At 40.4% G+C, this 24,410-nt stretch carries 27 protein-coding genes; 3 read left to right on the top strand and 24 right to left on the bottom strand.

Features of this window, described 5'->3' with window-relative positions; genetic code table 11:
* Positions 1-132: 132 nt before the first annotated feature.
* The 3 genes from tnpA to tnpC are packed head-to-tail and all read left to right on the top strand — an operon-like array spanning position 133 to position 2,430.
* Entirely contained in the window at positions 133-450 is a 318-nt protein-coding gene (gene tnpA / locus MKZ25_RS07740) for an IS66 family insertion sequence element accessory protein TnpA (RefSeq protein ID WP_340800995.1), read from the top strand.
* A complete protein-coding gene (gene tnpB, locus MKZ25_RS07735; RefSeq protein WP_340800994.1) occupies positions 440-793 on the top strand; it encodes an IS66 family insertion sequence element accessory protein TnpB in 354 nt (117 codons plus the stop codon). Before tnpA ends, tnpB begins: the two co-directional genes overlap by 11 nt.
* Positions 794-831: 38 nt before the next feature.
* Positions 832-2,430: an IS66 family transposase gene (tnpC, locus tag MKZ25_RS07730; protein ID WP_340800993.1), complete on the top strand. Its 1,599-nt coding sequence runs from the start codon at positions 832-834 to the stop codon at positions 2,428-2,430.
* Positions 2,431-2,505: 75 nt separating this feature from the next.
* On the opposite strand, the gene MKZ25_RS07725 is transcribed toward tnpC, so the two are convergent.
* From MKZ25_RS07725 to MKZ25_RS07610, 24 genes are all read right to left on the bottom strand, one after another.
* Positions 2,506-3,846, bottom strand: a complete 1,341-nt coding sequence (locus MKZ25_RS07725) for a hypothetical protein (RefSeq protein WP_340800992.1) — start codon at positions 3,844-3,846, stop codon at positions 2,506-2,508.
* A gap of 165 nt (positions 3,847-4,011) precedes the next feature.
* On the bottom strand, positions 4,012-4,191 hold the full coding sequence (locus MKZ25_RS07720) for a zinc-ribbon domain-containing protein (RefSeq protein ID WP_340800991.1): 180 nt from the start codon (positions 4,189-4,191) through the stop codon (positions 4,012-4,014).
* A gap of 183 nt (positions 4,192-4,374) precedes the next feature.
* Positions 4,375-5,256 carry an NAD(P)/FAD-dependent oxidoreductase gene (locus MKZ25_RS07715; protein ID WP_340800990.1) on the bottom strand — a complete coding sequence of 294 codons (882 nt, stop codon included), beginning with the start codon at positions 5,254-5,256 and terminating at the stop codon, positions 4,375-4,377.
* A 15-nt stretch (positions 5,257-5,271) separates the two neighbouring features.
* On the bottom strand, positions 5,272-5,835 hold the full coding sequence (locus MKZ25_RS07710; RefSeq protein ID WP_340800989.1) for a histidine phosphatase family protein: 564 nt from the start codon (positions 5,833-5,835) through the stop codon (positions 5,272-5,274).
* Positions 5,819-6,886 carry a pyridoxal phosphate-dependent aminotransferase gene (locus MKZ25_RS07705; protein ID WP_340800988.1) on the bottom strand — a complete coding sequence of 356 codons (1,068 nt, stop codon included), beginning with the start codon at positions 6,884-6,886 and terminating at the stop codon, positions 5,819-5,821. Before MKZ25_RS07705 ends, MKZ25_RS07710 begins: the two co-directional genes overlap by 17 nt.
* Positions 6,861-7,817: an adenosylcobinamide-phosphate synthase CbiB gene (gene cbiB / locus MKZ25_RS07700; protein WP_340800987.1), complete on the bottom strand. Its 957-nt coding sequence runs from the start codon at positions 7,815-7,817 to the stop codon at positions 6,861-6,863. Before cbiB ends, MKZ25_RS07705 begins: the two co-directional genes overlap by 26 nt.
* Positions 7,818-7,898: 81 nt before the next feature.
* Positions 7,899-9,095, bottom strand: a complete 1,197-nt coding sequence (locus MKZ25_RS07695; RefSeq protein ID WP_340800986.1) for a CbiX/SirB N-terminal domain-containing protein — start codon at positions 9,093-9,095, stop codon at positions 7,899-7,901.
* Positions 9,046-9,783, bottom strand: a complete 738-nt coding sequence (locus MKZ25_RS07690) for a sulfite reductase (protein WP_340800985.1) — start codon at positions 9,781-9,783, stop codon at positions 9,046-9,048. Before MKZ25_RS07690 ends, MKZ25_RS07695 begins: the two co-directional genes overlap by 50 nt.
* Positions 9,784-9,851: 68 nt before the next feature.
* Positions 9,852-10,841: an ABC transporter substrate-binding protein gene (locus MKZ25_RS07685; protein ID WP_340800984.1), complete on the bottom strand. Its 990-nt coding sequence runs from the start codon at positions 10,839-10,841 to the stop codon at positions 9,852-9,854.
* A 10-nt stretch (positions 10,842-10,851) separates the two neighbouring features.
* Positions 10,852-11,628, bottom strand: coding sequence for an ABC transporter ATP-binding protein (locus MKZ25_RS07680; RefSeq protein ID WP_340800983.1), 777 nt, complete (start codon positions 11,626-11,628; stop codon positions 10,852-10,854).
* A gap of 1 nt (position 11,629) precedes the next feature.
* Positions 11,630-12,670: a FecCD family ABC transporter permease gene (locus tag MKZ25_RS07675; protein ID WP_340800982.1), complete on the bottom strand. Its 1,041-nt coding sequence runs from the start codon at positions 12,668-12,670 to the stop codon at positions 11,630-11,632.
* Positions 12,663-13,505: a class I SAM-dependent methyltransferase gene (locus tag MKZ25_RS07670; RefSeq protein ID WP_340800981.1), complete on the bottom strand. Its 843-nt coding sequence runs from the start codon at positions 13,503-13,505 to the stop codon at positions 12,663-12,665. Before MKZ25_RS07670 ends, MKZ25_RS07675 begins: the two co-directional genes overlap by 8 nt.
* 5 nt (positions 13,506-13,510) lie before the next feature.
* A complete protein-coding gene (locus MKZ25_RS07665) occupies positions 13,511-15,004 on the bottom strand; it encodes a cobyric acid synthase (RefSeq protein ID WP_340800980.1) in 1,494 nt (497 codons plus the stop codon).
* Complete coding sequence (locus MKZ25_RS07660) at positions 15,004-15,543, bottom strand: cob(I)yrinic acid a,c-diamide adenosyltransferase (protein ID WP_340800979.1); 540 nt, start codon at positions 15,541-15,543, stop codon at positions 15,004-15,006. The genes MKZ25_RS07665 and MKZ25_RS07660 overlap by 1 nt, the downstream gene beginning before the upstream one ends.
* A 12-nt stretch (positions 15,544-15,555) precedes the next feature.
* Positions 15,556-16,110 carry a nitroreductase family protein gene (locus tag MKZ25_RS07655; protein ID WP_340800978.1) on the bottom strand — a complete coding sequence of 185 codons (555 nt, stop codon included), beginning with the start codon at positions 16,108-16,110 and terminating at the stop codon, positions 15,556-15,558.
* Positions 16,104-16,865 (bottom strand): uroporphyrinogen-III C-methyltransferase, encoded by a 762-nt coding sequence (cobA, locus tag MKZ25_RS07650; RefSeq protein WP_340800977.1) that lies wholly within the window; start codon positions 16,863-16,865, stop codon positions 16,104-16,106. The genes MKZ25_RS07655 and cobA overlap by 7 nt, the downstream gene beginning before the upstream one ends.
* Positions 16,862-17,494, bottom strand: coding sequence for a precorrin-2 dehydrogenase/sirohydrochlorin ferrochelatase family protein (locus MKZ25_RS07645; RefSeq protein ID WP_340800976.1), 633 nt, complete (start codon positions 17,492-17,494; stop codon positions 16,862-16,864). Before MKZ25_RS07645 ends, cobA begins: the two co-directional genes overlap by 4 nt.
* Positions 17,491-18,849 (bottom strand): cobyrinate a,c-diamide synthase, encoded by a 1,359-nt coding sequence (locus MKZ25_RS07640; RefSeq protein ID WP_340800975.1) that lies wholly within the window; start codon positions 18,847-18,849, stop codon positions 17,491-17,493. The genes MKZ25_RS07645 and MKZ25_RS07640 overlap by 4 nt, the downstream gene beginning before the upstream one ends.
* Positions 18,846-19,985: a cobalt-precorrin 5A hydrolase gene (locus MKZ25_RS07635; RefSeq protein ID WP_340800974.1), complete on the bottom strand. Its 1,140-nt coding sequence runs from the start codon at positions 19,983-19,985 to the stop codon at positions 18,846-18,848. Before MKZ25_RS07635 ends, MKZ25_RS07640 begins: the two co-directional genes overlap by 4 nt.
* On the bottom strand, positions 19,978-20,760 hold the full coding sequence (gene cobM / locus MKZ25_RS07630; RefSeq protein WP_340800973.1) for a precorrin-4 C(11)-methyltransferase: 783 nt from the start codon (positions 20,758-20,760) through the stop codon (positions 19,978-19,980). Before cobM ends, MKZ25_RS07635 begins: the two co-directional genes overlap by 8 nt.
* Positions 20,760-21,464: a precorrin-2 C(20)-methyltransferase gene (gene cobI / locus MKZ25_RS07625; RefSeq protein WP_340800972.1), complete on the bottom strand. Its 705-nt coding sequence runs from the start codon at positions 21,462-21,464 to the stop codon at positions 20,760-20,762. The genes cobM and cobI overlap by 1 nt, the downstream gene beginning before the upstream one ends.
* On the bottom strand, positions 21,461-22,657 hold the full coding sequence (gene cbiE / locus MKZ25_RS07620) for a precorrin-6y C5,15-methyltransferase (decarboxylating) subunit CbiE (RefSeq protein WP_340802991.1): 1,197 nt from the start codon (positions 22,655-22,657) through the stop codon (positions 21,461-21,463). Before cbiE ends, cobI begins: the two co-directional genes overlap by 4 nt.
* The gene (locus MKZ25_RS07615) at positions 22,632-23,768 is read right to left on the bottom strand and encodes a cobalt-precorrin-5B (C(1))-methyltransferase (protein ID WP_340802990.1); all 1,137 of its coding nucleotides are present in this window, start codon (positions 23,766-23,768) and stop codon (positions 22,632-22,634) included. Before MKZ25_RS07615 ends, cbiE begins: the two co-directional genes overlap by 26 nt.
* Positions 23,743-24,408, bottom strand: a complete 666-nt coding sequence (locus MKZ25_RS07610; protein ID WP_340802989.1) for a precorrin-8X methylmutase — start codon at positions 24,406-24,408, stop codon at positions 23,743-23,745. The genes MKZ25_RS07615 and MKZ25_RS07610 overlap by 26 nt, the downstream gene beginning before the upstream one ends.
* Between the last annotated feature and the right edge of the window lie 2 nt (positions 24,409-24,410).

Below are 24,410 nucleotides of genomic sequence, written 5' to 3'. Positions count from 1 at the left end.
TTATAAATGCGCCCTTAAGCAATTTGTAATTCCATAATCTCTTTTAAAAGTAAGCGCCAAATATAGCACACCTTCAACGAATTCAATGGCCATGAGACAATCATGACAATGAATGAAGTTGGAGGTTTTTTTATGAAACGATCAGAACGTCAGCTGATGTGGCAATCTCGTATTCAAGCTTTCCACACGAGTGGTGAAGCAAGCGTTGCTGCTTGGTGCGCAAAAGAAAATGTACCTGTTCAAAGTATGTATCAGTGGCTGCGTAAATCACGGACGCAGACAAAAATTCAACCTGCTCAGTGGTTACCTGTTGTTGTACAAGAGCCTGTTCTACCTGAAACGATTCCCATTACGATTAAATTAAATGGCATCACCATTGACTGTCCACCCGATTTTGATGAAGCGACTTTAACGAAAGTCCTTCAGGTTGTCCAACATCATGTTCACTAATTTAAGAATGGATCAAGTGTTCATTGCGTGTGGACCAACAGATTTACGGAAATCCGTGGATGGTCTCGCTGCAATTGTACAAGAAAGCTTTCAGCTTGATCCCTTTTCATCGCATCTCTTTGTATTCTGTAACCGAAAAAAGGATAAATTAAAAATCCTTCACTGGGACCATAATGGATTTTGGCTCTTTTATCGTCGTTTAGAAGATGGCCTGTTTGACTGGCCCGATGAAGCGACTACGCCATTGAAAATTTCAGGCAGGCAATTTAAATGGTTACTCGAAGGGTTACCTATGAATCAAAAATCCTCACATATGAAGATTTCTGCTAAAGTTGTCATTTGAAAAAGGAATTCGGCTAATCAGGTCGAATTTCTTTATCTATGGTAAAAATCGAACTTACTCCAACACTTACAATTGAAGAACTCGCAAAAAAGAATGCGGCGTTGGAAAAACAAAATGAAGCCCTACTGGCTAAACTCAACTGGTGGGAAGCACAGTTCCGCCTGAGCCAACAAAAGAAGTATGGTGCTTCAAGTGAAAAAACCAACCAAGATCAACTTACGCTGACGCTATTCAATGAAATGGAAATGACGTCAGATAACACGGTCGAAGAACCGACGCTTGAAACGGTTACCTATAAACGTAAAAAGCGTTCGGGTCAAATCGAAGCGATGTTAGAAAACTTGCCTGTCGAAACGATTCACTATCGTTTAAGCGAAGAAGAGCAGGTTTGTTTGTGTTGCGGTGAAAAGACACACGAAATGAGTACACAAATCCGTCGTGAATTGAAAATCATTCCGGCACAAGTCGAAGTGGTCGAACATGTTCAACACATTTACAGCTGCCGTCATTGTGAAAAAGAAGGAACAGAAACACCTATCGTCACAGCGAAAATGCCAGCGCCTATGTATCCAGGTAGCTTAGCTTCGCCATCAGCGATGGCTTATTTGATGAGCCAAAAATATTGTGAAGGTCTTCCGCTTTATCGACAAGAAAAACAATTAGAGCGAATGGGCATTTCACTCTCACGTCAAACGATGGCGAACTGGATGATGTATGGGGCGAACACATGGCTTATCCATTTATATCATCATCTTCATAAAAAACTACTACAAGAGGATATTGCCCATGCGGATGAGACCAGTTTACAAGTATTAAATGAACCTGGTCGCGCTGCGACAAGCAAATCGTTTATGTGGATGTATCGAACAGGTCGAGAAGTAGCGCCCATCGTGCTTTATGACTATCAAACTACACGCTCGGGTAAACATCCCAAAGCATTTTTACAAGGTTTTTCAGGTTATCTCCATGTCGATGGATATGCAGGTTATCACGACTTGAAAAATGTCGAGTTGGTCGGGTGCTGGGCGCACGCGCGTCGAAAATATGATGAAGCACTGAAATCCTTACCAGCAAATCTACAAAATACAGAGCAGCCATGTGCCGCAAAAATAGGCCTTCAATTCTGTAATCGTTTATTTGCGATCGACAAAAAGATTAATAAAATGGACGACTGTACACCTGAACGTCGCTACGATGAACGTCTGAAGCAGAGTAAACCTGTATTAGATGATTTTTTAGTATGGCTAAAAACAGAAAAAGCCCGTGTCGCACCAAAAACAAAATTAGGTGAAGCCATTACATACTGTTTAAATCAGTGGCAAAAACTCGTGGTATTTTTAAAGGATGGTCGTCTAGAGTTAGATAATAATCGAGGCGAACGTTCGATTAAACCGTTCGTTATCGGTCGCAAGGCGTGGTTATTTGCGAGTTCTCCAAAAGGCGCAAAGGCTAGTGCTGTCATTTACAGTATTGTAGAAACAGCCAAAGAGAACCAACTCGATCCGCTGAAATATTTAACGTATGTCTTGGAACAGCTGCCGTTAATTGAACGAACAGACGACGCAGCGTTAGATGCGTTGATGCCTTGGTCAGATAAAATTCCGACCAACTGCCACGTACCAAAACGAACTATATAGATAACATAACAATAGCGGCTGCCTAAAACTAGGTGGCCGCTATTTGACGCTTACTTTTAAAATCAGAAATCTAATTCAGACATTTTCGATATATTTATAAGTAGGATACGCTTCGCTAACTAATCTTCTCACTAGTATATTTTTATCTATACTTAATATTGTTGAAGCAAAATTAACACTCTGATATTCAATACCGTCAATAAGTACCTTTCTTGCCTTTTTAGATAAAGGATTTTCTCCAACTTCAATGAACTTATAATTCGAAAAGGACTCACTCTTAACTCTTTCTGATATAGTTCTATTCGGGATACCTAGCTGACGACTCGCTTCCATTATTGAAGCGTATTCAATCCCATCAACGCAAATTCGTTTACTCTTCCTCGAATTATGTGAAAACTCCCCTTTAGGAGTTTTCTTTATCTGAACCTCTATAAAATTAGGGTATGCCTTATCTTTTAGCCTTTTAGCAATAACTTTACGATTTATACGTAGCTGTCGTTCAGCTTCCATCATTGAATGATAAAACACATCATCTATAATTATACCTTTGCTTTTTCCATTGTTCTTCATCATTGTATTACGAGTCGATTCTGAAATTCCTTTTCCCTTCATTCTCTTTCCATTTTCAACTAATTTCCTTTTTACTTCTCGCTGATGAGCCACTTTTATCTTATTATCTATACACTCACGTTCAGAAAAGTGTTTCTCCCACCAATTATTATATAACTTCCGATTACGTATTCGACTTGCTGTGCCAGATGGCAGTGTATGGATTTCTTCAATTTCAGCATTAGTTTTTCCCTCTAACATTTCCTCTACTATCATTAAAAACTCTTCTTCTGTGACATTACCTAACAACTCAGCAACATCATTTGATTTGGTAGGGATGTAATTTTCCACTAGAGCCCATAAAGTTTTAAATCTATGTTTATGACGAATAAGTGAAACATATCTATCATGCAAATCATATAATTCTCCGATGAATTTATTGCTCTTTCCACTGACAAACAAATCTACTAATTCAAAAAATTGTTCATTAGTTAGTTTTGCCATTGGATTTTTCTCCCCTGTAATTCGTTGAGACATTTCTCTCTTACGTTCTTCGGTAATTATTAAACCATGTCCACCTTCTCCACCTAAGGTTAGATTATAACCATTTTTATAAGAATCATATTTTTGAATAAATCTGCGTTCTTCTACTGAGAGACCTTCCTTTGAAATATTCTCATATGTAGCGATGATATATGTCTGAATATCCCCATACTTATCGAATGCCTTTTGTAAATAACGATTATAATGCTCTCCTTTTAGTAATAAATTAATATGATCTTTAATTCTTTTTTCTTTTTCAATTAAATGATCTTTTCCAATATAATATTTCCCATTAATCACCAAAGCATATATTCCTTTTTTCATTTTCTTTCCCTCGCTTTTTCTCTCTCTTGAAATTGGGAGATTACTTACATTGGTTTAACAACCTTTGACTTTGGAACATAAGAAAAGTTAAGATCTAACCATTTAACATTGTTTGTGCGAGTTCTTTTGTGCACTCGAAAAATCAACATACCAAAGCTCCTTAGCCTAAGCTCCATTGTTTTTTTCATAAGAATGATTTTCTGGACAAATCCACCATACCTTTAAATTACAACCTTTAGAAACTTCAGTTGGAGAGATAATAGTTGCATTTTTAGAAAAATCCCATTCAACAAGAAGTTCTGGAAATAACTTAGCAATAGATTTCTCCTCAGTAACTGTTTTCATAAATCATTCACCAACCTTTATTCGTAATTTTTATATCAAGATATTCTCACCTAAATTGTAAATGAAAATAATTAAAAATTCTAACAATTAGTAATGTAGCCCCTATAACTGATGATACGTTTTAATTCTAAAAGAAACGCTATACCAAAAAACTGGTATAGCGTTTCTTCTTATTTAATAAGTTCATTTTAGCCATTCTTTAAATATCGGGTCATGTGTTGAAACTATCGGCTGGTAATTCGCACCTTCGTGTATATATTGAAAGGCCGCATTAACTGCTTGCATTGCATCATGTGTTGCCCCGTGGATGAGTTTCAGTTTGCCTTGCTCATAGCGAGCATCCCCTGCTACAAAATATCCGGGAAAATTCGTTAAACCATTATCTCTTTGCTCTATTCGTCCTTTGAATTCAATGGTCCGTTTTTTTGCACCAATATGACAAAAGACAGCTTCATATGCCCGGTCATTAAAATCCGAGAATTTATAAATTGGAATGTTATTGTTTGCAAGCCCGTCCATTAAAATAGGCTGTAAATTCAGCTCTTTGTCGGTATATAATGTAACCGCATTACCATAACCCATTAACCGAATTGCCCAATCCGCTGCCATCGGTGTATGTCCGATTACTGCAATAGGTCCATCATATTGTTGGAAAGCTGGCGGGTCATACTGTATTTTTTTCGACATATGTGCATGTTCGATTCTTTTTACCTCACTAAATCCATTGCCGGTTGCCGCTATGATAGTTTTAGCTAGTATGGTTTGCTGTGTTGTCATTACATAAAACAACTCGTCAATATTTTCAATTTCCTCAACAATTTCTCCAAGTAACACATTAGCTTTACTTACTTTTAACTGTTCGATCAGCGCTTGTTTATAATCACGCGCTAAAACACCAAATTGACCAGGAATATCATAAATTTTATAGTCCAAAAATAAATTAAGTCGTCCGCCTAGTTCATGATTACCTTCAATTAATACAGTGTTCATCCTTCTAGATGCACTATAAAATGCACTGAACATCCCGGCAGGACCACCACCGATTACACAAACATCGTAAATCATTGCTCTCCCCCATCATTACTGTATAAAAATATCTTTATGTAATTGTTCACTTTTCCCTTCTATCGAAAAACAAGCACCACCATCCAACAGATAACCCCATAGCTGGTTGTAAGGCTGTTTATGAAGTGCGGAAATCAAACAGGCAATTGCAACACCGTGCGAAACGACAGCGATTCTCTCATACGGTAACTTTAACAAATACTGGTGAAACCTGAGCATCCGGTTGGTTACTTCATTAAAGGATTCCTGAGTCGTATTGATAAACAGTTCAGGTGAATTCATATAGCAACAATACTGTTCATCCTGTTGAAGGTTCTTAATATAGCTGCCTTGCCAATGTCCCAAGTTGATTTCACGCAAATTTTCATTTTTATGAATGGTGTGGTCCGGAAACATGAGACGGGCTGTTTGCACTGCACGCTTCAAGTCACTGGAGAATACGATCTCAGGATTCCAGTTAACGGACATTGCCTGTTCAACTCCTTTTGTCGTTAAATCCGAATCAAGCCATCCTTGCAGCCGCCCTACTTTATTCCACACTGTTTCACCATGACGGTAGTAGTTAATGATTTTTGACATAATTCGTTATTTCATCCTTGCATTTTGTCCAGATTTCTTCACTTTTGACAGCGATTCGAAACCATGCGCCGTCCAAGCCGACATAGTTTTTTGTATGGCGTAAAACGATTCCCTGCTCTAACAAATATTTAAAAAATTCATCCGGATTATATTGTTTCGGTAATTGGAACAATAAGAAATTCGCTGCACTATTTGATACTTTACAATCAATTAATTTTAAGTCCTTCACCATCTGACTTCGTAATTTACTGCTCTTTTCACGAGATTCCTTCACAAAATCCTTGTCTTGTAAACAGAGACAGCCGATTTCATTTGCAATCGCACTCACATTCCAGTGCGGCAAGTAATGACGGACTTTTTCTGCATGTTGCCCGATGACATAACCGAGACGAACTCCTGCCAGTGCATACATTTTTGTCATGGATCGTACGACAAATAAATTGGAATAGGTGTTTACCAATGAAACAACGCTCTCCGATTCATCGGTCCAGTCCATGAACGCTTCGTCGACAACAAAATTACAGTGTGGGTACTTTTTAATCAACTGTTCAATCCAATGTTTTTTCAATAATACGCCTGTAGGATTATTCGGATTACAAATATAGCAGGCATGAACATTTTTCAGCTTTTTCTCCAGTATTTCTTCATTAAACCTAAATGTTTCAATATTCTCAGCTAAAATAGAATGAATGACACAATCCTGCTGTGTTAATGTTCTCGCATACTCCGAAAAGGAAGGCTGTAACAGAGCAATCTCCTGTCCATTGAAAAGCTGCGCCAAAGCCATTAAGCCTTCTGCTGCACCGTTTGTAACGACAACGTGTTGTGCTGCCACTTGGTGTACATCCGCCGCTTGCGAGCGAAACGGTTCCGCTTGTTCATGCGGATACCCCGCTATTTTCTCTATCAAATTCGCCCACTGTTGCTTTACTAGCTTCGGATACCCGAGATGATTAACATTTTCGCTTACATCAATGACTTTGTCTGGCATATGTAAATTCATCGCTTTATATAACGCGGCTGCATTAGCCCCATGTGCGGGCAATTGCATACAATATTCCCCCTGTTATCACAACACACCATGTACAAACATACATGTGCCGGATCGCTTTTTTAATATGTATTTTCTGCATCGTATTGTCAGGTTCACCCATATAAGCTCTAAATGATTCCACACCACCATAACGATTAAACCCGCCTAATCGGATTCCTAACTGAACGGCAGTAGCTGCTTCCAAATATCCGCTGTTCGGGCTTGGATGTTTTTTTGCATCTTTTAGCCAGTTTTTATAACGGTATTTGAATGGTTGTGCCGTATGACATTTTGTAAATATTATAAGGAACCACCCCGAAATTCTGCTAGGCACATAATTCGCAACATCATCCAATTTAGCTGCACCATATCCGAAATCCGCATAGCGTTCGTTTTTATAGCCAATCATCGAGTCCAGTGTATTAATCGCTTTATAGCACCATGCACCGGTTGCCCCGAAAAATAACGCATACATAAGCGGAGCCGTTACACCATCACTCGTATTTTCCGAGACTGTTTCAATGACACCTCTTACAATTTCGGCTTCATCCAAATGATTCGTATCACGTCCCACGATCCAGCTTAAATATTTCCTTGCTTCGGGTAAATCATTCGCTTTCAAGCTATCGTAAACGAGCATCGCCGCTTCTTTTAATGATTTCTGGGCTAGGGCTAAACTAATCAAAAAGATTTCAACTGCAAGCCAAAGAAGAATATGTACTTTCATTGCAAGAAAGACAATAAAAAAAACCGAGCCGGTTGTAATACTTACCGTGAGAAAAACCGTTAAAAAGCCTTTGAACCGTCTTCTACAGTTACTGCCGTTATTCCATTTCCTCTCAAAAAACGAAATCACGTTGCCAATATAAATGACGGGATGCGTCCATTTTTTTGGATCCCCAACAATGCAATCGATGAGCACTGCGATTACACAAATAATAAAATACATCGTGCCCCTCGCTCCTTTATTTTCGTTTGATATGAAATGAAAATTCCAGAGCACATTCAATGCTCTGGATAAATTTTAACATTAATGATGATGGTGGTGTTCATATCCATGTTCTTCTGCATATTTGCGGAAATTCTCTAAATCGATCATACCTGTTGATGTACCGTCCAGGGCCTGTTCCATGCGCTCCAGCAATACTTTCTTTAAATTCGGATGGTAGCCGAAATAATTTGCAAGTAAAAAATCAACGTCTTCATACTGCTCTGTAAACTGCTCGACCATCTTAGCCATTCTTTCCATCAACACTCCTGTAAACAAGAAGTATGGAAGCATTACAATTTTTTTTGCTCCAAGTCTTATACAACGCTCGATTCCTTGCTCCACAGATGGTGTCGTTACGCCCATAAATGCGCTTTCTACAATTGGAACGTCTAGTTTTTCCCATAACAAGCGGGTAATTTTATAGAAATCACCGTTTGCATATGGATCACTACCTCCACGCGCAATAAGTAAAATAGCTGTGTCTTCATATTTTTCATCAGGATTGAAGCCGACTTCAGCTAATCGAGACTTAAGAATCTCAAAAATTTCTTCGTGAATCCCAATTGTTTGACCATATGTAAACCGAACATCCGGAAAATGCTCTCTAGCATGTTCGATTTCGGCTGGAATATGCAGTTTTGAATGTCCTGCATGCAATAAAATGATCGGAATAACATGAACTTCATCCGCACCCTTTTCAATACATAGCTGAATTCCATCTTCTATATTCGGGACAGCAAACTCTAAAAAACAAGTCTCAACAAGAAGTGCTGGATCAATGTACGTTTTCATCTGCTCGACAAACTGACGTACCTCCTCATTTCCTGCTTCTACTCTGCTTCCATGTCCAACAAATAGAACTGCCTTTTTCATTGGTCCTCTTCCTTTTTTATATTTATCAATCCCTTTTATTCGATTCTCATGACGGATTCTTTCCCCGTGTTCCACCGAATAAATAATGGATGTTTCTTCAGCGGTATCCTGTACAATTGCCCGCGAGGTTTCCTCGTTTTGAACGGAATACCATGTCCCTTTCGGATAATCAATAACAACACATTTATCTTTACATCGCCCATTACATCGAGTACGTGATGTATGAATCATTTCATCTAAACGATTTTTACGTATTTCATCCCGGATTTGCTGTGTTACTTCTTCTGCACCGGCACCCATACAAGTAGCCCCGTTACAAATTAATAGATGTCGCTGCATTTGGTTTAAATTCCAAGTTGTCATAGAGTCCTCCTTCTTGTAGTTGTTCAAAATAAGCTTTATTTTTGTGCACGAACGCGGCAAACTTCTCAGTTGATGACGCATTGTACTTCCCTAATATGTCTTTCACAAGATCGATCACTTGATTTTCCGGTACTTTTTTCACCAATAGATGCCCGGAACTGGCACGTCTTCCCATAGGAATTGCGCCTCCGTAAACATCAACTTTGCCATTATGGAAAATGAGTGCCAGGTCATCCTGTACTGCGTTATAGCATGCTTTAGTACATGCATTAAAGCCGATGCGTACTCTATTTTTTAATGGCATTTGTTCAACTTGTTCCAGTAAGTCCTTTGCAAGTGGGAAACCGTCTAACAAATCCCCATCACAAAAGTCACAACATTTGAATAAAGCACTTGGTGTTTGCGAAGCCACATACAAATTCACTTCCGTTAATTTTTCCATTGCCTGCTCAACATTCGAACGATGGACCGTAACGATAAAACTATGGCCGGCAGAATATTTTACAGCGCCAGATTTTTCAAGATTCGCTAACACAATCAGCTGATCACTTGTTAAATGTTTGTTTATTAAACCTGGTCGTACAATTAATGCTACATAGTCATCCATTGCTTTTAACTTAGCAAAAGTCTTGTTCGGCATCGGCAGCTGCAACGCCTTCTCGAAATTTTTCTTAGCATATTCTTGCATAGATACACAGCTCCCATTCATCAATTACGCCCTTTTAGCACTGGTTGAACCCCTTTGATTTAGCAAGGTTAGAATGAATCAGGGTAAAGACCTTTTACGATAATTTCAAGCGCTTCTGCCACTCGTACACCTTCTGATGCAGCCGATAATGGTAGAACAACAAAACGCTCATTTTGTACTGCCGGCGTTTGGCTCAATGCCGGATCATTTTTCAGGAAATTAATTTTTTCTTCAGCTGTTGTAGAACCGTAATCGATGACAATGATGGCCTCAGGATTACGCTCAACGGCATCTTCTTTTGAAACCGTTGCCCAGTTTTTTTCGATATCACCAAAAATATTATTTGCTCCTGCCATTTTCACGAGCGTGTTCATAAAGTTTTGCGTTGCTGTAAATACATCTTTATCACCACTATCAAATACTAGGACATCGATTGGCTTCTCCACCGCAGGAACTTTTTCTTTAATCTTTTCAATATCTGCATTCATTTCTGAAATTAACGTTTCACCGCGCTCTTCAATACGAAAGATCTTTGCGATATTACGAATATCCGTGTAAATATCCTCTAACTCCGGAGCTACTTTTACAGAGGAAGACTGTAAGTAACTGCCGATTCCCAATTGTTCTAATTCTTCACGGGACATTAAGTTTTTCTCATTAAATGCACTTGCCCAACCACCGTAAATGAAATCGGCTTCTGTCGAGATAACCTGCTCTTTCGAAGGATATTGTTCAGCCAGTACCGGAACTTGGTCATATGCTTCTTGTAGTGAAGGATAAATCTGGTCATCTAAGTATGCTGTGCCTACCATCGAATCTTCCAAGCCAAGTGCAAGCATCACTTCCGTTACATGCTGGTTAATGGAAATCGCTTTTTTTGGAACCTCTTCATATGTAATGGACATGCCTTCATTCTCAATTGTTACTGCCTGTACCGTTTCATCCGAATCTGCTGTTGCTTGTTTTATACTTTCACTTTGTTCATCACCTGAACATGCCCCTAAAATTAATGCTGATGCCAGGGCAAACGGTGCCCAAATATTTTTACGTATTTTCATTTTCTTCTCCTTATGTATCTAGTGATGTATTCGTATAAAAAAATAAATGCATTTTCTCTGTGAACGGATTTTTGGAAATCCCTGCATCAATTTTAAATACTTCTTTTAACATCGTTGTCGTTAATACATTTTCCGGTGTACCTTGAATATGTAATGTTCCATCGTTCATAACAATTAACTCATCACAATACGCTGCAGCTAAATTTAAATCATGTAACGCAGCAATAATCGTAATCGGTAAATCTTTGACTAAATCCATTAAATGGAGCTGGTGTTCAATATCTAAATGGTTTGTCGGTTCATCCAATACGAGAATAGTTGCCTGCTGCGCTAATGCACGTGCGAGCATGACCCGCTTTTTCTCTCCACCCGATAAATTACTTAGTGTACGATTGGCTAAATGGGCGACATTGGCTAATTCCATACTTCTATCGGCAATCGACACATCTTCTGAGTTATCCGCGCTAAGCCAGCCTTTATAAGGGGTACGTCCCATCATCACCAAATCTCTTACAGTAAAATCAAATAAGACAGTTGACTCCTGGCTAACGACAGCCATTTGTCTTGCCAGTTTTTTCGGGGAAATATCCCAAACTTCCTGTTCATGTAAAGTTACTTTTCCCCATGATTGTTTTAGATGTCGGTACAAAATTTTAAGCATCGTGGATTTACCACTACCATTTGGACCAATAATCCCTATAAATTTACCTTCGACGATTTCCAAAGAAATGTTTTTTAAAATATTCTTATCATCCACCGAATATTCAACTTGATGTAGCTGGATCATTTCATTCTCCTTCCCCAAATGCATAACGCTCGCGACGAAGCATCCAAATAAAGAACGGACTGCCAAATAATGCGGTAATAATTCCAATCGGCATTTCTTCGGGTGCTATTGCAATTCGTGCACCCATATCAGCCCATATAATAAGAATTGCCCCAAGCAGCGCACTTAGCGGTAAAACCACTTTATAATTGGAGCCGACAATCATGCGCACAATATGCGGAACAATGAGACCGACAAACCCGATACTTCCGCTAACAGCAACGACAACACCGGTTAGTAAGGACACAATGATGATAATAAACAGCCGGAAGCGTTCAATATTAATTCCTAATGTCGATGCTGTTTCTTCACCTAGCAACAGTACGTTCAATTGACGATAGCTTAGTAGTAATAATGGGAAGACGATACAAAAAGTAACAAAAGGTATTCCGAGATTTGACCACTTTGCGCCACCTAAACTACCAAGCATCCAAAACATGACGGCCTGAACACCGCCTTGTTCTTTGGAAATCATTAACATAAAGTTGGTCATCGCTCCTAACACCATGGAAACCGCAATTCCCGAAAGCAACAATCGAATCATTGAAGTTTTCCCACTCACCCGCGCAAGCATAAAGACAATCAATACAGCTAATATCGCACCAAAAAAAGCGGCAAGCGATAAAGCAAACACTCCGAAAAAGCTAAATGCACCGAATAAAATTACCGAAGTTGCTCCGACAGAAGCACCCGAGGATACACCGAGTATGTATGGATCTGCAATGGAATTCTTTACTAGAGCCTGGATTGCTGCACCCGATATTGCTAATGAAGCCCCAACTAAAAGTGCCAATAATACGCGGGGTACCCGAATTTCCCAAATGATGACTTGTTGCGCATTTGATGCATTTGTTTCATTTAAAATACCGGTTTTATAAAGTAAAACCTCAATAATTAACTGGGGTGTAATTCCTACAGAACCTACCATAATTGCGCCAATAATCGATATTGCGAGCACAACGATTAAAATAGGCATCCATAACCAAAATTTCTTTTTATTCATAGAAGTTTACCGGCTCCCAACTGATGATGGCTGCATAAAATTTATGTCGGTAAACAATCTTGCCTTCCTCCTTTGTAACGAATCGGGCAAGTACCTCTTTAACATGCTCTGAATCAAACGGATTCGATAGTATCTTTTTACTTTGTGCCACATAGAGTGCTTCATAATTATCATAGTAATAAACACGCTCTAATGGCAGCATCTCACAATTAGCATAAATACCGAGCTGATACAGCATATTTAAAATTTCAATATAATCACGTCTAGGATATTTAATTTGATAATGATATTCTTTTGCTAAAACATCATAATGCGGTTGAATCGGTCCTGTTGTTAAACCGATGATCGCCCTTTTCTTTGCACGATTATTCATTTTCAGCAATGCCTTATTCATCTCATATATTCGGTAATAGCAATTGACTCCGATCACTATATCATGTTGTTCAACATCGGCTTCTTCCCATTTTGCATGGACAAAGTGTACCGCATCGTCTTCTATGAAATACTGCTGCAGATAGTCCAAAACACTTTTTGATCCATCAACCAATGTCAGTTTTCCGACATCTTCTCTTAAAGGAAATGTATAATTCCCCCAACCGGGTCCCATTTCCAGACAGCTTGCACCCTGTGGTATGTATTGACGAATCTTTTCATAAATCGGAACGGCATGTGCATCCGTTTGTTTATAGGATTTTTTTTGCATCGATTGTGCCCAAAAGGCTTCTTCCAACGCATCATTTTTCATCCGTTCCGGCATATTTCCATGCCAGTCCAGCATCCCTTCCTTCCAGAGCTGCTCAAAATCAATCGCAAGTGGCCCATGTAAAACAGCCATCAACTTCACCTCTTTTCAACCGTGGTTTCCGAAATAAACGAATAAATCTTCTCCATATCCAAATGCTCACGTACATGGCGGTCTAGCATTTCATAGGCTTGTTCGCGACGTTCATAATCAGATAAGACATCTCCTGATATTGGTTCCATCCCTTTTTGTATACGGATTGTATTAAAATAATCACGTGTGAATAGGCGATTTTGGAAAATCCCGTGTACATATGTACCAAATACTTGCTCCGTATACACACCATCTGTCCGGCCGTCATAAAATTGGATGAAAGGCTTCAACGGTTTAGTCGCTATACTGCGCCCTAGATGAATTTCATAGCCTTCAATCTCATGGCCTGTACAGCTTCTTCCAGAAACTTGAACCGTTTGCTTACTATTAATAAATGTTGTTTCAATCGGCAGCAAACCTAAAGTTAAATACGTTCCGCCAGTGCTTTCAACCGCCTGCTCATCACGAATGAGCTCACCTAGCATTTGATAACCCCCACAAATACCGATGATGCAAACATTTTGATTCGCTAATTGTAAAATTCCTTGCATCAACCCGGTTTGCTGAAGCCATAAAAAATCTTCCACCGTATTTTTAGTTCCTGGTAAAATTACGACATCCGGATTTTTTAAATCACTTAGATTGGTAACAAAGCGGACTCCTACACCAGGTTCTTCAAACAATGGATCCAAGTCAGTAAAATTAGAAATACGGGGTAACCGGATGACAGCAACATCAATCGCAAATTCGTGTTGTTGTGGCTTCTTTAAGCGCAAACTGGATAGCGCCATTGAATCTTCTGCTTCAATTTGAACATCGAAATACGGAATAACGCCCAGTACAGGGATCCCTGTATACTCTTCCAGCCACTCGATTCCATTTGTCAGTAGTTCTTTCATGCCGCGAAACTTGTTAATAATGATTCCTTTGACACGGGCTTTCTCCGTATCATCCAATAACATCAGTGTCCCGACAAGGGAAGCAAAAACACCACCGCGTTCAATATCCGCCACTAAAATCACGGCCGCATCTGTTTCATGGGCCATTCGCATATTGGCAATATCACGGCTTTTCAAGTTAATTTCCGCGGGACTTCCCGCACCTTCCAAAACAAGAACATCATAGTTCTCCGATAAACGTTCAAGTGATGTACGAACTTCAGGCATGACCGCCTCTACAAATTGTTCACGATAACTGACCGCATCCATATTGGCAAAATGTTTACCGTGCAGAATCACTTCCGATACCATATCCCCTTTAGGCTTCAGTAAAATTGGGTTCATATCTGTCGTTGCATCAATTTTTGCCGCTTCTGCCTGAACCCCTTGTGCACGACCAATTTCTCCGCCATCTTTTGTAATATACGAATTCAGCGCCATATTTTGTGATTTAAACGGAGCAACTCGGTAACCGTCATTAACTAAAATGCGACATAGTGCTGTACATAGTACACTTTTCCCCACATCGGATGCGGTGCCCTGAATCATGATTGCCTGCACTAAAATTCCAGCCCCTTCATCGCTGTGACGTCCTGCTCGCTGTAATAATGTTTTGTCGCATTAACAGTTGAAACCAGATCAGCCATTGCAATAAGGTCCGGATGTGCTGAACGTCCTGTAACGACTAAATGCATTCTGGCCGGTCTATTACGTATTGCTTCAAGTACTTCCTCTAAAGGTAAAACATCATTAATTGGGAATTTTGAAATTGCCAATGCATTATTTAACTCATCCAAAACTAGTAAATCAGTCGCTTCATCCTGCAATTCCTTTTTTATTGTTTGCCAAGCCTTTTTTAGCGCTTCTCTATGTTCTTCCGGTGTTTTTGTCCACGTAAAACCAATGCCGAGCTGAACGGTTTCAACACCTAATTTACGAAGTGCAATTTGTTCCCCATATGTACGTTCCGGTGATTTAATAAACTGAAAATATTTCACAGTCATCCCACGCCCGATTGCACGTAAGGTTACACCTAATGAAGCGGTTGTTTTGCCTTTTCCTTCACCCGTATATACGAGCAGCATTCCTTTTCTCGCCATGAAAATGCCTCCTTAAATCCAAGTTGTTTTTTCTGAAAACGATGTACGTTTTTTCTCTGTTGTAACTGGTTCCTCTGGATAGCCAATACATAACGTACCTACGAGGTGTTCGGAATCCGTCGCCCCGACAAATTCATGCAAAGCTGTATCATGTACAAGACCGACTCCACGTGTCCGCCACACCATACCTAAACCGAGCGCTTCAGCCATTAGCCACATCGACATGATCGCACTGCTAACAGCAAATTTATTGTCCAGTGTCGCCCCTTCATCGTCTTCCACTATGGCAGATGTTACGACAATGATGAGCGGTGTTTTTGTTACTGCCTGCATCGAGCTTTCCACTAAGTTTGGTTTTGTCGGGAAACGTTGCTGTAAATAATCAAATGCTACTTGTTCAAAACGTTTTAAACTATCACCTTGCAAAATATAAAAATGCCAAGGCTCGCGCATGCGATCATTCGGTGCATAAGTTGCCGCTTCCAATAATTGTTCAATTTTCTCCCGTTCTACTTTCTTTGATAAAAATTGACGCACCGCACGTCGTTTTTTTAATGCTTCTAACATGTTGTCTCAACCCTTTCATTAAACCATGCAATTTCTTCCCGAATTCCTACAACATCCCCGACTAAAATCATTGAAGGATTGACCATCTTTTGCTGTTGAATCTGTTCGGGAATCGATTCTAATTGACCTGTAATCGTACGCTGATTGCTTGTTGTTCCCCATTCAATTACTGCAACCGGGGTTGTCGGTTTCTTTCCATGTTTAATTAAGCTTTTCGTAATATGATCGATATTGCCAATACTCATATAGAACGCAATCGTATCGATTTGTGCGAGACTTGCCCAGCTTAAAAAGTCCTGCCCCTTTTCTTCACGGCCATGTCCGGTTACAATAGCAAAGCTTGTTGCATAATCACGATGTGTAACAGGTATTCCTGCATATGCCGGTGCCGCTATTCCTGCTGTTATCCCTGGAACGATTTCAAATTCAATGTTTTCGTTGCGAAGAATTGCTGCTTCTTCTGCGCCTCGTCCAAAGACGAATGGATCGCCACCTTTTAGACGGACAACCCGCTTGTTCTGCTGTGCTTTTTCAACTAGCACCCGATGAATTTCATCTTGTATCAGGCCATGCTTTCCCGGTTCTTTTCCACAATAAATTAATTCGCAATGGGCTGTTGCGTGTTTTAAAATTTCGGGGTTTACTAATCTGTCATATAAAATGACATCAGCTATCTGAATGCATTCTAAAGCACGTATTGTCAGTAATTTCGGATCACCCGGTCCAGCGCCAACTATATAAACAAATCCACTCAATTGATTTCTCCCGCTTCAATCTGACGTATAAACTGTGCACACTTTTCCTTATTCTTTTGCTGAATCCAAACCAGTATTTCAGGTTCGAGTAATTGAGCAAGCACCGTTTTTTTTGCATCGCCTTCATAATTTTTAAGAATAAGTAAACGGGCTTTCTTTAAAAATGCAATATAATCTGCATAACTTTCATCGTATTGTTCCTCTAAGTCTGCTTTTACTTTTCTAGTAAGCGCCGGACTCGCGCCAGTTGTCGACACCGTTACAACAAAATCTCCACGACGGACAACAGCAGGGTTCATAAAATCCATACGGCCTAAAGCATCTGCACGATTTAATAATTGCCAATGCTGTGTCGCTTCTTCCACAGCATCATTTACCGCTTCGTCATTAGTTGCCGCAAAAATGAGGGCTGCATCGTCTAAATCAGCCGGTTCAAAAAGTTTTTGTTTCCACACTGCTCTGCCTTCATCAAAATATATTTTTAACTTATCCATTACTGTCGGACTGACAACGGTAATCTGGGCATTCGTAGGTATTAATGCTTCCACTTTTTGACGGGCTACATGGCCTCCACCGACGATTACCACTTTTTTAAAATCTATATTGACCATTAACGGAAAATAATTCATGCTCTTACCTCCAAACAAGCTGCAAGCCAATTTTTCACGAGTTGTGGATTGGATGCGAAATGAAAATGTGTATAACCAGCGACTAGATTACCTTGTGAATAACCTTCCTGTTTCGCTCCAAAGCGTCCTTTTGTAAAATAAGCAGGTATTTCATGGTTTCCTTCGTATACGGAATAATGGAATTCATGACCTTTGGCAAGCTCCTGTTCACCAATTAAAAAGTTGCCTTCCACACCGGTAATTTCTCTGTAGCCTAACGCCGCTAACTTATCTTGCATACGAACGATCCCCGGAATGACACCTAGCATTTTGTAGCCATTTCCTTCACGGTTGAAAATTTCTTCAGTTAAATACATGAAGCCGCCACATTCTGCAAGTGTTGGAATTCCCTTATCAATTGCTTGTTTTATCGAATTTTTTGCCTGTTGATTTTGAGCAAGCTGCTCTGCAAATTCTTCAGGGAACCCTCCGCCAATATATAAACCTTGTGCCTGTTCAGGAACCGGCTCATTTTCAAGAGGCGAGAAGAAATGCAGTTTTGCACCGTATGCTTTAAGTAATTCAAAATTTTCTTCATAATAGAAGTTAAATGCTGCATCTTTTGCAACAGCCAAATGAATTTCTTGCGTATTTCCTTGTATTTCGAAAATCTTTGAAGTTTGCTCCAATTCGGTCGCTTTTGTGACTTGTAGCAATAAATCCAGATCAACAGTTGCTTCAATAGCAGCTGCAAGCTCATCGAAATACGGATCGAGCTCTCCTCGTTCAATAGCCGGTACTAAACCTAAATGACGGCTCGGCAACGCTGGTACCGCACCTTTTTGCAGGTAGCCGAGAACGGGGATGTTACATTCATGTTCAATCGCTGTTTTAATAATTTCAAAGTGACTTTTACTCCCAAGCTGATTGGCAATAACCCCCACAATATTGGCATTCTTATCCAACTGCTGGAATCCTTTTACTATAGCAGCGACGCTTCGGGCCATACTTGCTGCGTTAACAATTAAAATTACCGGACTGTCAGTAATTTCACTAATATGTGCGGCCGATCCTTCATTCGATAATGGTGACTTCCCGTCATAAAATCCCATGACACCTTCAATAATAGACACATCTGAATCTATGCTGTTTCTTGCGACAATTGTACGGACAACATCTTCTGACATCATAAAACTGTCAATATTGCGTGAAGACCGTTTCGTTACAGCTGTATGATACGTCGGATCGATATAATCCGGACCACTTTTAAATCCTTGAACAGTTAGGCCGCGCTTCATCAGTGCACGCATAATACCGATCGTAAATGTCGTTTTTCCAACGCCACTTCCTGTACCGGCTAATACAAATCGATTCATCCGGTTACCTCCTCTTCAAATGTAATCCGGGAAACGGAAATGGTTACATTGCCGCTTTTCTTTTTTTCCAATAACCAGTCCGTCGCATTGGCACACCGTAATGCTGCGGGTTCACTGACACCGTAAGCCCCTGTATATTTAAAGACCGTTTCAGATGGATTTTGCAGCGGCATTTCATTTAGCTCTGCCGGTGTATACGTTATAAACTGCCAGTTGTTTCTAGCCGTTACTTGCAGGAAACCTTGCTCGTCTTTTTTCAAATCGATTGTGGCGATTGCTTTGACACTTTTTTTGCTCAGCTTTAGTTCTGCAAGCGTTTCATCAATTAGTTGTTCAATTTCTTCTGCAGATGTTCCGCGATTACAGCCCATTCCCAAAACAATTGACTTTGGTCGATAAATTACACCGTTTTCAAGTAACACTTCTTCCTCTTTTCCGATAATACGATCGGTAATGAGCAATGTAGCATGTGGTTTTGCAGCAATTGCTTCCTCTGTTGTCCGGTAAATTTTCAAAGTATCAGGCATCGGTGTTTCATGCAGCCACCATCTTTTTTCACCGGTTTCCTGAACAATCGCAACCTGCTCCTCATTCACTACTGAAGCACTGACAGGCGTCAGTTTTTCTTCACTGTCCCAAACCCATCCGTACCGTGCGCCAAATAAATCAACCGCGATGGTTTTTTGAACATCGGATGCTGTAGTTACAATCGGAGTCGCATTGATTGCTTGTGCAAACTCATTTGTCAGGGCATTCGCACCCCCAATATGTCCGGATAAAACACTCACGACATATTGTCCTTTATCGTCAACAACGAGAACACCCGGATCTTTCTTTTTATCTACTAAAATCGGGGCAATCATCCGAACGACTGCACCGAGGGAAATAATCAGAATCATCGACTTATATGCTTTAAATAATGCAGGGAGCAACAGGCGCACCGTCCCGTCAAATAATTGAATATTTTTTTCAGCCTCGTCGCCCTGCTCAAATTTCTTCATATAATATACATCGACATATGGAAACTTCTCCGCATACTTTCGCGCATTCGCCGCACCATGCTTTGTAATGGCTACAAGTGCATAAGGTTTTGTCACGCGAACGTCCGGTATTTCCCCTTCTCGTAAATTAATCATCGACTTTCACACCTTTACGGAAACCATGTGTAAATGTAGCATCATACAGTTTTGAACGGTAATCTTTTTCATGAATGTTCGGATCAAGTGCCCAGCCGGCTAAAATCATCGCATGTTTGCGAATGCCATTTGTCCGCATCGCTTCATCCAGTTCAGCAATTGTCGTGCGAACGATTTTTTGATCTGGCCATGAAGCCCGCTGAATAACGGCAACCGGTGTATCGTCCGACCAGCCCGCAGCCTGTAGTTCTTTTGTAATCTTTTTCGTTAATGTGGCACTTAAAAACATTGCAATTGTGCAATGATGGCTTGCCAATGCTTGCAGTTTTTCACGCTCAGGTACCGGTGTACGTCCTTCTGCTCGTGTTAAGATCAAAGTTTGCGTTAAATCAGGAACCGTTAGTTCTGCTCCTACGGCTGCAGCGGCAGCAAATACAGAACTTACACCTGGAACAACGTCATAGCCAATATTATGGTTCTTTAACAATGCAACTTGTTCCATTGTTGCCCCGTACATTGCCGGGTCACCCGTATGTAAACGCACAACCATTTTTCCCGAATTGACACGTTCGACGATGCAATCAACCATCTCTTGTAAATGCATACCTGCTGTACGGATCACTTCTGCATCCGCACGGGCTTCGGCAACTAGAGTTTCACTAACTAAAGAATCTGTATACATGACAACATCCGCTTGTTGAAGCAGTTTAAGACCTTTCACAGTAATTAAATCCGGGTCGCCGGGTCCTGCACCTATAATCCAAATTTTCTTCATTATTTTCGCACCACCATACAAGATAAATAATTGAGCTCAGCTCCACGTAATTCATTCGTTTTCCAAATAATTTCTTCATCTGAAGTTACTTTTGTCACAACATACGTTTTTTCAAGTAAGTTCATTTCTTCAAGTAAATCCAGCATAACTTCTAATACTTTCGCTACTTTAATGAACACAATCCCGTCATGGGTCTCAATAACACGACGCATCTCTGCCATATCCGAAGTTGCCGGAATCATTGCTACATGGTCATCGCCGTCTGCCAATGGGATTCCTAAACGATTGGCAGTTCCATTAAATGAAGATATACCCGCAATAGATTTCATCGGGACATCGGGATGCATTTCCTTCATTAAGTTCATCAAGTGTATATATGTACTAAAAAGCATCGGGTCGCCTTCCGTTACAAAAGCAACATCTCGGCCTTCTTTCAAGTGTGCATAAATTTTCTCTGCGGATTTAGACCATGCTTCCTGCAACGTTTTCTCGTCCTTCGTCATCGGAAATACAAGTCCAAGCATTTCCTTTTCTGCCGGATTAACGTACACATCAATTATTCGTTGAGCATACGATTTACTGCCGCGTAATTTTTGAGGATAGGCAATTACCGGGCATTCTTTCAACATTCGAAAAGCTTTTACTGTGATAAGTTCAGGATCTCCAGGTCCAACACCTAATCCGATTAATGTACCGATTGTCATAATTCCAACCCTTTCTGTGCTGTTACGATAAAAATTGGATTTAACGGTTCAAAACGCGTTAAATTTAAAATTGGCTTACTTTTTGAGATTTGTGCCTGCAGTACAGAAACATCACAGTTGAACTTTTTAAAATGCCCCATAGCTTCTGCCAAGTTTTCAATAGTCGCGATGTTCATAACAATGCGGCCACTTGGCTTTAATCGATCGACGCATAGTTGCAGTAACTGCTCCATATTGCCGCCGTTTCCACCAATGAAAATGGCGTCCGGATCAGGAAATTCTTCTAATCTTTCTGGTGCTTTTCCTAAAACAGCTGTAAAGTCAGTTCGATGAATTTGTTGATTTTGAAGACAATTTTCCAAATCTGCTTCATTTTTTTCAATCGCAAAAACTTGACCTTCCCGGGCTATTTTCGACATTTCGATAGCAACTGATCCTGTGCATGTCCCAATGTCCCATGCTGTACTTGCTTCTTTTAATTGCAGTGCTTGTAAACAAAGAACTCGAATTTCCTTTTTTGTGATAAGCCCTTTATCCGGTTTTCGCTGAATAAACTTGTCATCATCAATACCGATTGACGCACGCTCAACAGCTTCACGCTGTTTTAAAATAACGACATTCAATGGTGAAAATTCGGCATTCTCCATTTCATCTAATGAAAGATGACGACATCGTTCAGTTGGACCTTCCAAGTTTTCTGCTACAAACGCATCGTATTCGGTCATGCCGTACGCTTTTAAATAGCGGGCAAGTGCATTCGGTGAATTTTCTTCATCGGTCAATATCGCTATTTTTTTTCGGCCATCGATTTTTTGGGCGAGTCCTTTCATTGACCGGCCATGAACACTCGTTAAATAAGCATCGTGCCAGCTTTCCTGCATCTTTGTGAAAGCTAATTGAACAGAGCTTGCATATGGGTAAATTTCTAATGGGAGCTTCTTCGCCAAAACTCCCCCTAATCCGTAAAACAACGGGTCACCCGATACTAAAATAACGATATTTCTTTTTTCTGCATGCAGCTTTTCCACGAGTCGTGAGAGTCCGCCTTTTATAATGATTTTTTCTCCAGTGAATTCCGGAAAAAAGTCAAGATGACGTTCACCACCAACAAGTACTTCACTTGAATTGATCCAAGCGATATATTGGGGTAGTAAACTTGCCGGACCGTTATCCCCGATACCAATCATTTTCATCCAATTGTTCAATATTCTCAGCCTTTCCCAGCATGTCCCCGTTCATGGCATACAGCGATGTGGAGACACGTAATTTCGCTTTCGTATGATCCAGTGCAAAGTAACAGCAGTTTTTACAAAGCGCTTCAAAGAATTGGTCATTTTCCTGCATGATGTCCCCTACTTGTGATGCCGTATTCGCCTGTAATATTTGCTCGATTATTTCTGAATCAGCTCCAGCTTTTTTCGCGATTTCAGCCAAAAACGGGAAACTGATCGGTGCACTTTTTGAATGTACCATCATGACACCCTGTGCTACCTTAGAAAATTTCCCCATCATCCCGACAAGCGATACTTGGGGAATCTCTTTACGAGCGATATGCTTTAATGTAAAACCGACGAAATCCCCCATCTCTATAAATGCTTCTTCCGGTAAATGCGGATATTGCTTCATCGCATATTTTTCACTGCGTCCCCCGGTTGTAATGACTAGATGGTCGCAGCCCGCTTCTTTTGCAACACTAATCGCCTGCACGATACTCGCCATATAGGCTGAACTTGAAAAAGGTACGACCGTTCCGCGCGTACCTAATATAGAAATTCCGCCCAGTATACCAAGTCTTGCATTTAACGTCTTTTTCGCAATTTCTTCCCCGTCCGGAACAGAAATGATCACTTCGATTCCTTTGTCAATCTGGAAAAGTTGAATCGCTTCTTCGACAACACCATGGAGCATTTTTCTCGGAACAGGGTTAATTGCCGCTTCTCCGACAGGGACGGGCAGTCCTGCTTTTGTTACACGACCAACACCGATTCCTCCATCTAAGTGAACACCGCTTTTCTCTATAAAACGAACCGTACTTTGAATGCGTGCTTTATGTGTCGCATCCGGATCATCACCGGCATCCTTAATCGTTTCACACATCACTTCATTGTCCTTTACTGCAAAAGATGCCACTGTAAATGTTGCATCTTTTCCTACAGGTAAATGAATTGTTACATGTTCAGGAACTTCTCCGGTCACAAGTGCGTACAAGGCAGCCTTTGTCATCGCAGTTGCACAAGCTCCTGTTGTATAGCCGTGACGCATTTCCGACGGATCTTTTTTATTTCGTTTCTTTTGCTCGTTCATCTGCCATGATTGAGATGGCATTTAATGCTGCGACGGTTACAGTACTGCCACCTTTTCTTCCTACATTCGTAATAAACGGAATTCCTTCTAAAATCGCTAATTCCGCTTTCGATTCTGCTGCCGAAACGAACCCAACAGGCATCCCGATAATTAAATCCGGCTTTGCAAGACCTTCTTTAATCAGGCGAATTAATTCAAGTAAAGCTGTCGGGGCATTACCGATTGCATAAATCCCGCCTTCTTGTAGTTGAGTCGCCTTTTGCATCGAAATAATCGCACGAGTTGTTCCAAGTTTTTTTGCTTCGATCGATACATCTTCATCTGCGATATAACAATGTAAATCCCCGCCATGTTTTTGGAAACGTTTACGGCCTGAACCACTTTCAATCATTTGTACATCTGCTACAACATGGCGTCCTGCCAATATCGACTGAATGCCCGCTTCAATGGCATCTTCCGTAAAAATCATGCTGCGCCCCAATTCGAAGTCTGCCGAAGCATGGATAACGCGGCGAACGACAAGCCATTGTTCGTCCGTAAATGGATGTTCGCCCATTTCTTCTTTAATCATCGCAAAACTGTAATCATAAATTTTGTCCGGATCTACCGTTAGTGGTACGAAATCTGTATTGAAATTCATAT

This window comes from Solibacillus sp. FSL W7-1464 (assembly GCF_038004425.1).
In the GTDB taxonomy this organism is placed as follows: Bacteria; Bacillota; Bacilli; order Bacillales_A; family Planococcaceae; genus Solibacillus.
The sequence above is the reverse complement of the archived record's forward strand: the minus strand, read 5'-3'. Positions and strand labels throughout refer to the sequence as shown.

What these genes read in the sequence shown, in the direction of transcription:
- MKZ25_RS07725 (WP_340800992.1), bottom strand. Translation starts at nt 3,846, where the DNA reads ATGAAAAAAGGAATATATGCTTTGGTGATTAATGGGAAATATTATATT.
- tnpC (WP_340800993.1), top strand. Translation starts at nt 832, where the DNA reads ATGGTAAAAATCGAACTTACTCCAACACTTACAATTGAAGAACTCGCA.
- MKZ25_RS07715 (WP_340800990.1), bottom strand. Translation starts at nt 5,256, where the DNA reads ATGATTTACGATGTTTGTGTAATCGGTGGTGGTCCTGCCGGGATGTTC.
- MKZ25_RS07615 (WP_340802990.1), bottom strand. Translation starts at nt 23,768, where the DNA reads ATGAACGAGCAAAAGAAACGAAATAAAAAAGATCCGTCGGAAATGCGT.
- MKZ25_RS07635 (WP_340800974.1), bottom strand. Translation starts at nt 19,985, where the DNA reads ATGATTAATTTACGAGAAGGGGAAATACCGGACGTTCGCGTGACAAAA.
- cobM (WP_340800973.1), bottom strand. Translation starts at nt 20,760, where the DNA reads ATGAAGAAAATTTGGATTATAGGTGCAGGACCCGGCGACCCGGATTTA.
- cobI (WP_340800972.1), bottom strand. Translation starts at nt 21,464, where the DNA reads ATGACAATCGGTACATTAATCGGATTAGGTGTTGGACCTGGAGATCCT.
- tnpB (WP_340800994.1), top strand. Translation starts at nt 440, where the DNA reads ATGTTCACTAATTTAAGAATGGATCAAGTGTTCATTGCGTGTGGACCA.
- MKZ25_RS07640 (WP_340800975.1), bottom strand. Translation starts at nt 18,849, where the DNA reads ATGAATCGATTTGTATTAGCCGGTACAGGAAGTGGCGTTGGAAAAACG.
- MKZ25_RS07675 (WP_340800982.1), bottom strand. Translation starts at nt 12,670, where the DNA reads ATGAATAAAAAGAAATTTTGGTTATGGATGCCTATTTTAATCGTTGTG.
- MKZ25_RS07680 (WP_340800983.1), bottom strand. Translation starts at nt 11,628, where the DNA reads ATGATCCAGCTACATCAAGTTGAATATTCGGTGGATGATAAGAATATT.
- MKZ25_RS07705 (WP_340800988.1), bottom strand. Translation starts at nt 6,886, where the DNA reads ATGCAATTGCCCGCACATGGGGCTAATGCAGCCGCGTTATATAAAGCG.
- cbiB (WP_340800987.1), bottom strand. Translation starts at nt 7,817, where the DNA reads ATGTATTTTATTATTTGTGTAATCGCAGTGCTCATCGATTGCATTGTT.
- MKZ25_RS07720 (WP_340800991.1), bottom strand. Translation starts at nt 4,191, where the DNA reads ATGAAAACAGTTACTGAGGAGAAATCTATTGCTAAGTTATTTCCAGAA.
- MKZ25_RS07685 (WP_340800984.1), bottom strand. Translation starts at nt 10,841, where the DNA reads ATGAAAATACGTAAAAATATTTGGGCACCGTTTGCCCTGGCATCAGCA.
- tnpA (WP_340800995.1), top strand. Translation starts at nt 133, where the DNA reads ATGAAACGATCAGAACGTCAGCTGATGTGGCAATCTCGTATTCAAGCT.
- MKZ25_RS07670 (WP_340800981.1), bottom strand. Translation starts at nt 13,505, where the DNA reads ATGGCTGTTTTACATGGGCCACTTGCGATTGATTTTGAGCAGCTCTGG.
- MKZ25_RS07695 (WP_340800986.1), bottom strand. Translation starts at nt 9,095, where the DNA reads ATGACAACTTGGAATTTAAACCAAATGCAGCGACATCTATTAATTTGT.
- MKZ25_RS07690 (WP_340800985.1), bottom strand. Translation starts at nt 9,783, where the DNA reads ATGCAAGAATATGCTAAGAAAAATTTCGAGAAGGCGTTGCAGCTGCCG.
- MKZ25_RS07610 (WP_340802989.1), bottom strand. Translation starts at nt 24,408, where the DNA reads ATGAATTTCAATACAGATTTCGTACCACTAACGGTAGATCCGGACAAA.
- MKZ25_RS07710 (WP_340800989.1), bottom strand. Translation starts at nt 5,835, where the DNA reads ATGTCAAAAATCATTAACTACTACCGTCATGGTGAAACAGTGTGGAAT.
- MKZ25_RS07655 (WP_340800978.1), bottom strand. Translation starts at nt 16,110, where the DNA reads ATGTTAGAAGCATTAAAAAAACGACGTGCGGTGCGTCAATTTTTATCA.
- cbiE (WP_340802991.1), bottom strand. Translation starts at nt 22,657, where the DNA reads ATGAAAATGATTGGTATCGGGGATAACGGTCCGGCAAGTTTACTACCC.
- MKZ25_RS07660 (WP_340800979.1), bottom strand. Translation starts at nt 15,543, where the DNA reads ATGGCGAGAAAAGGAATGCTGCTCGTATATACGGGTGAAGGAAAAGGC.
- MKZ25_RS07645 (WP_340800976.1), bottom strand. Translation starts at nt 17,494, where the DNA reads ATGAATTATTTTCCGTTAATGGTCAATATAGATTTTAAAAAAGTGGTA.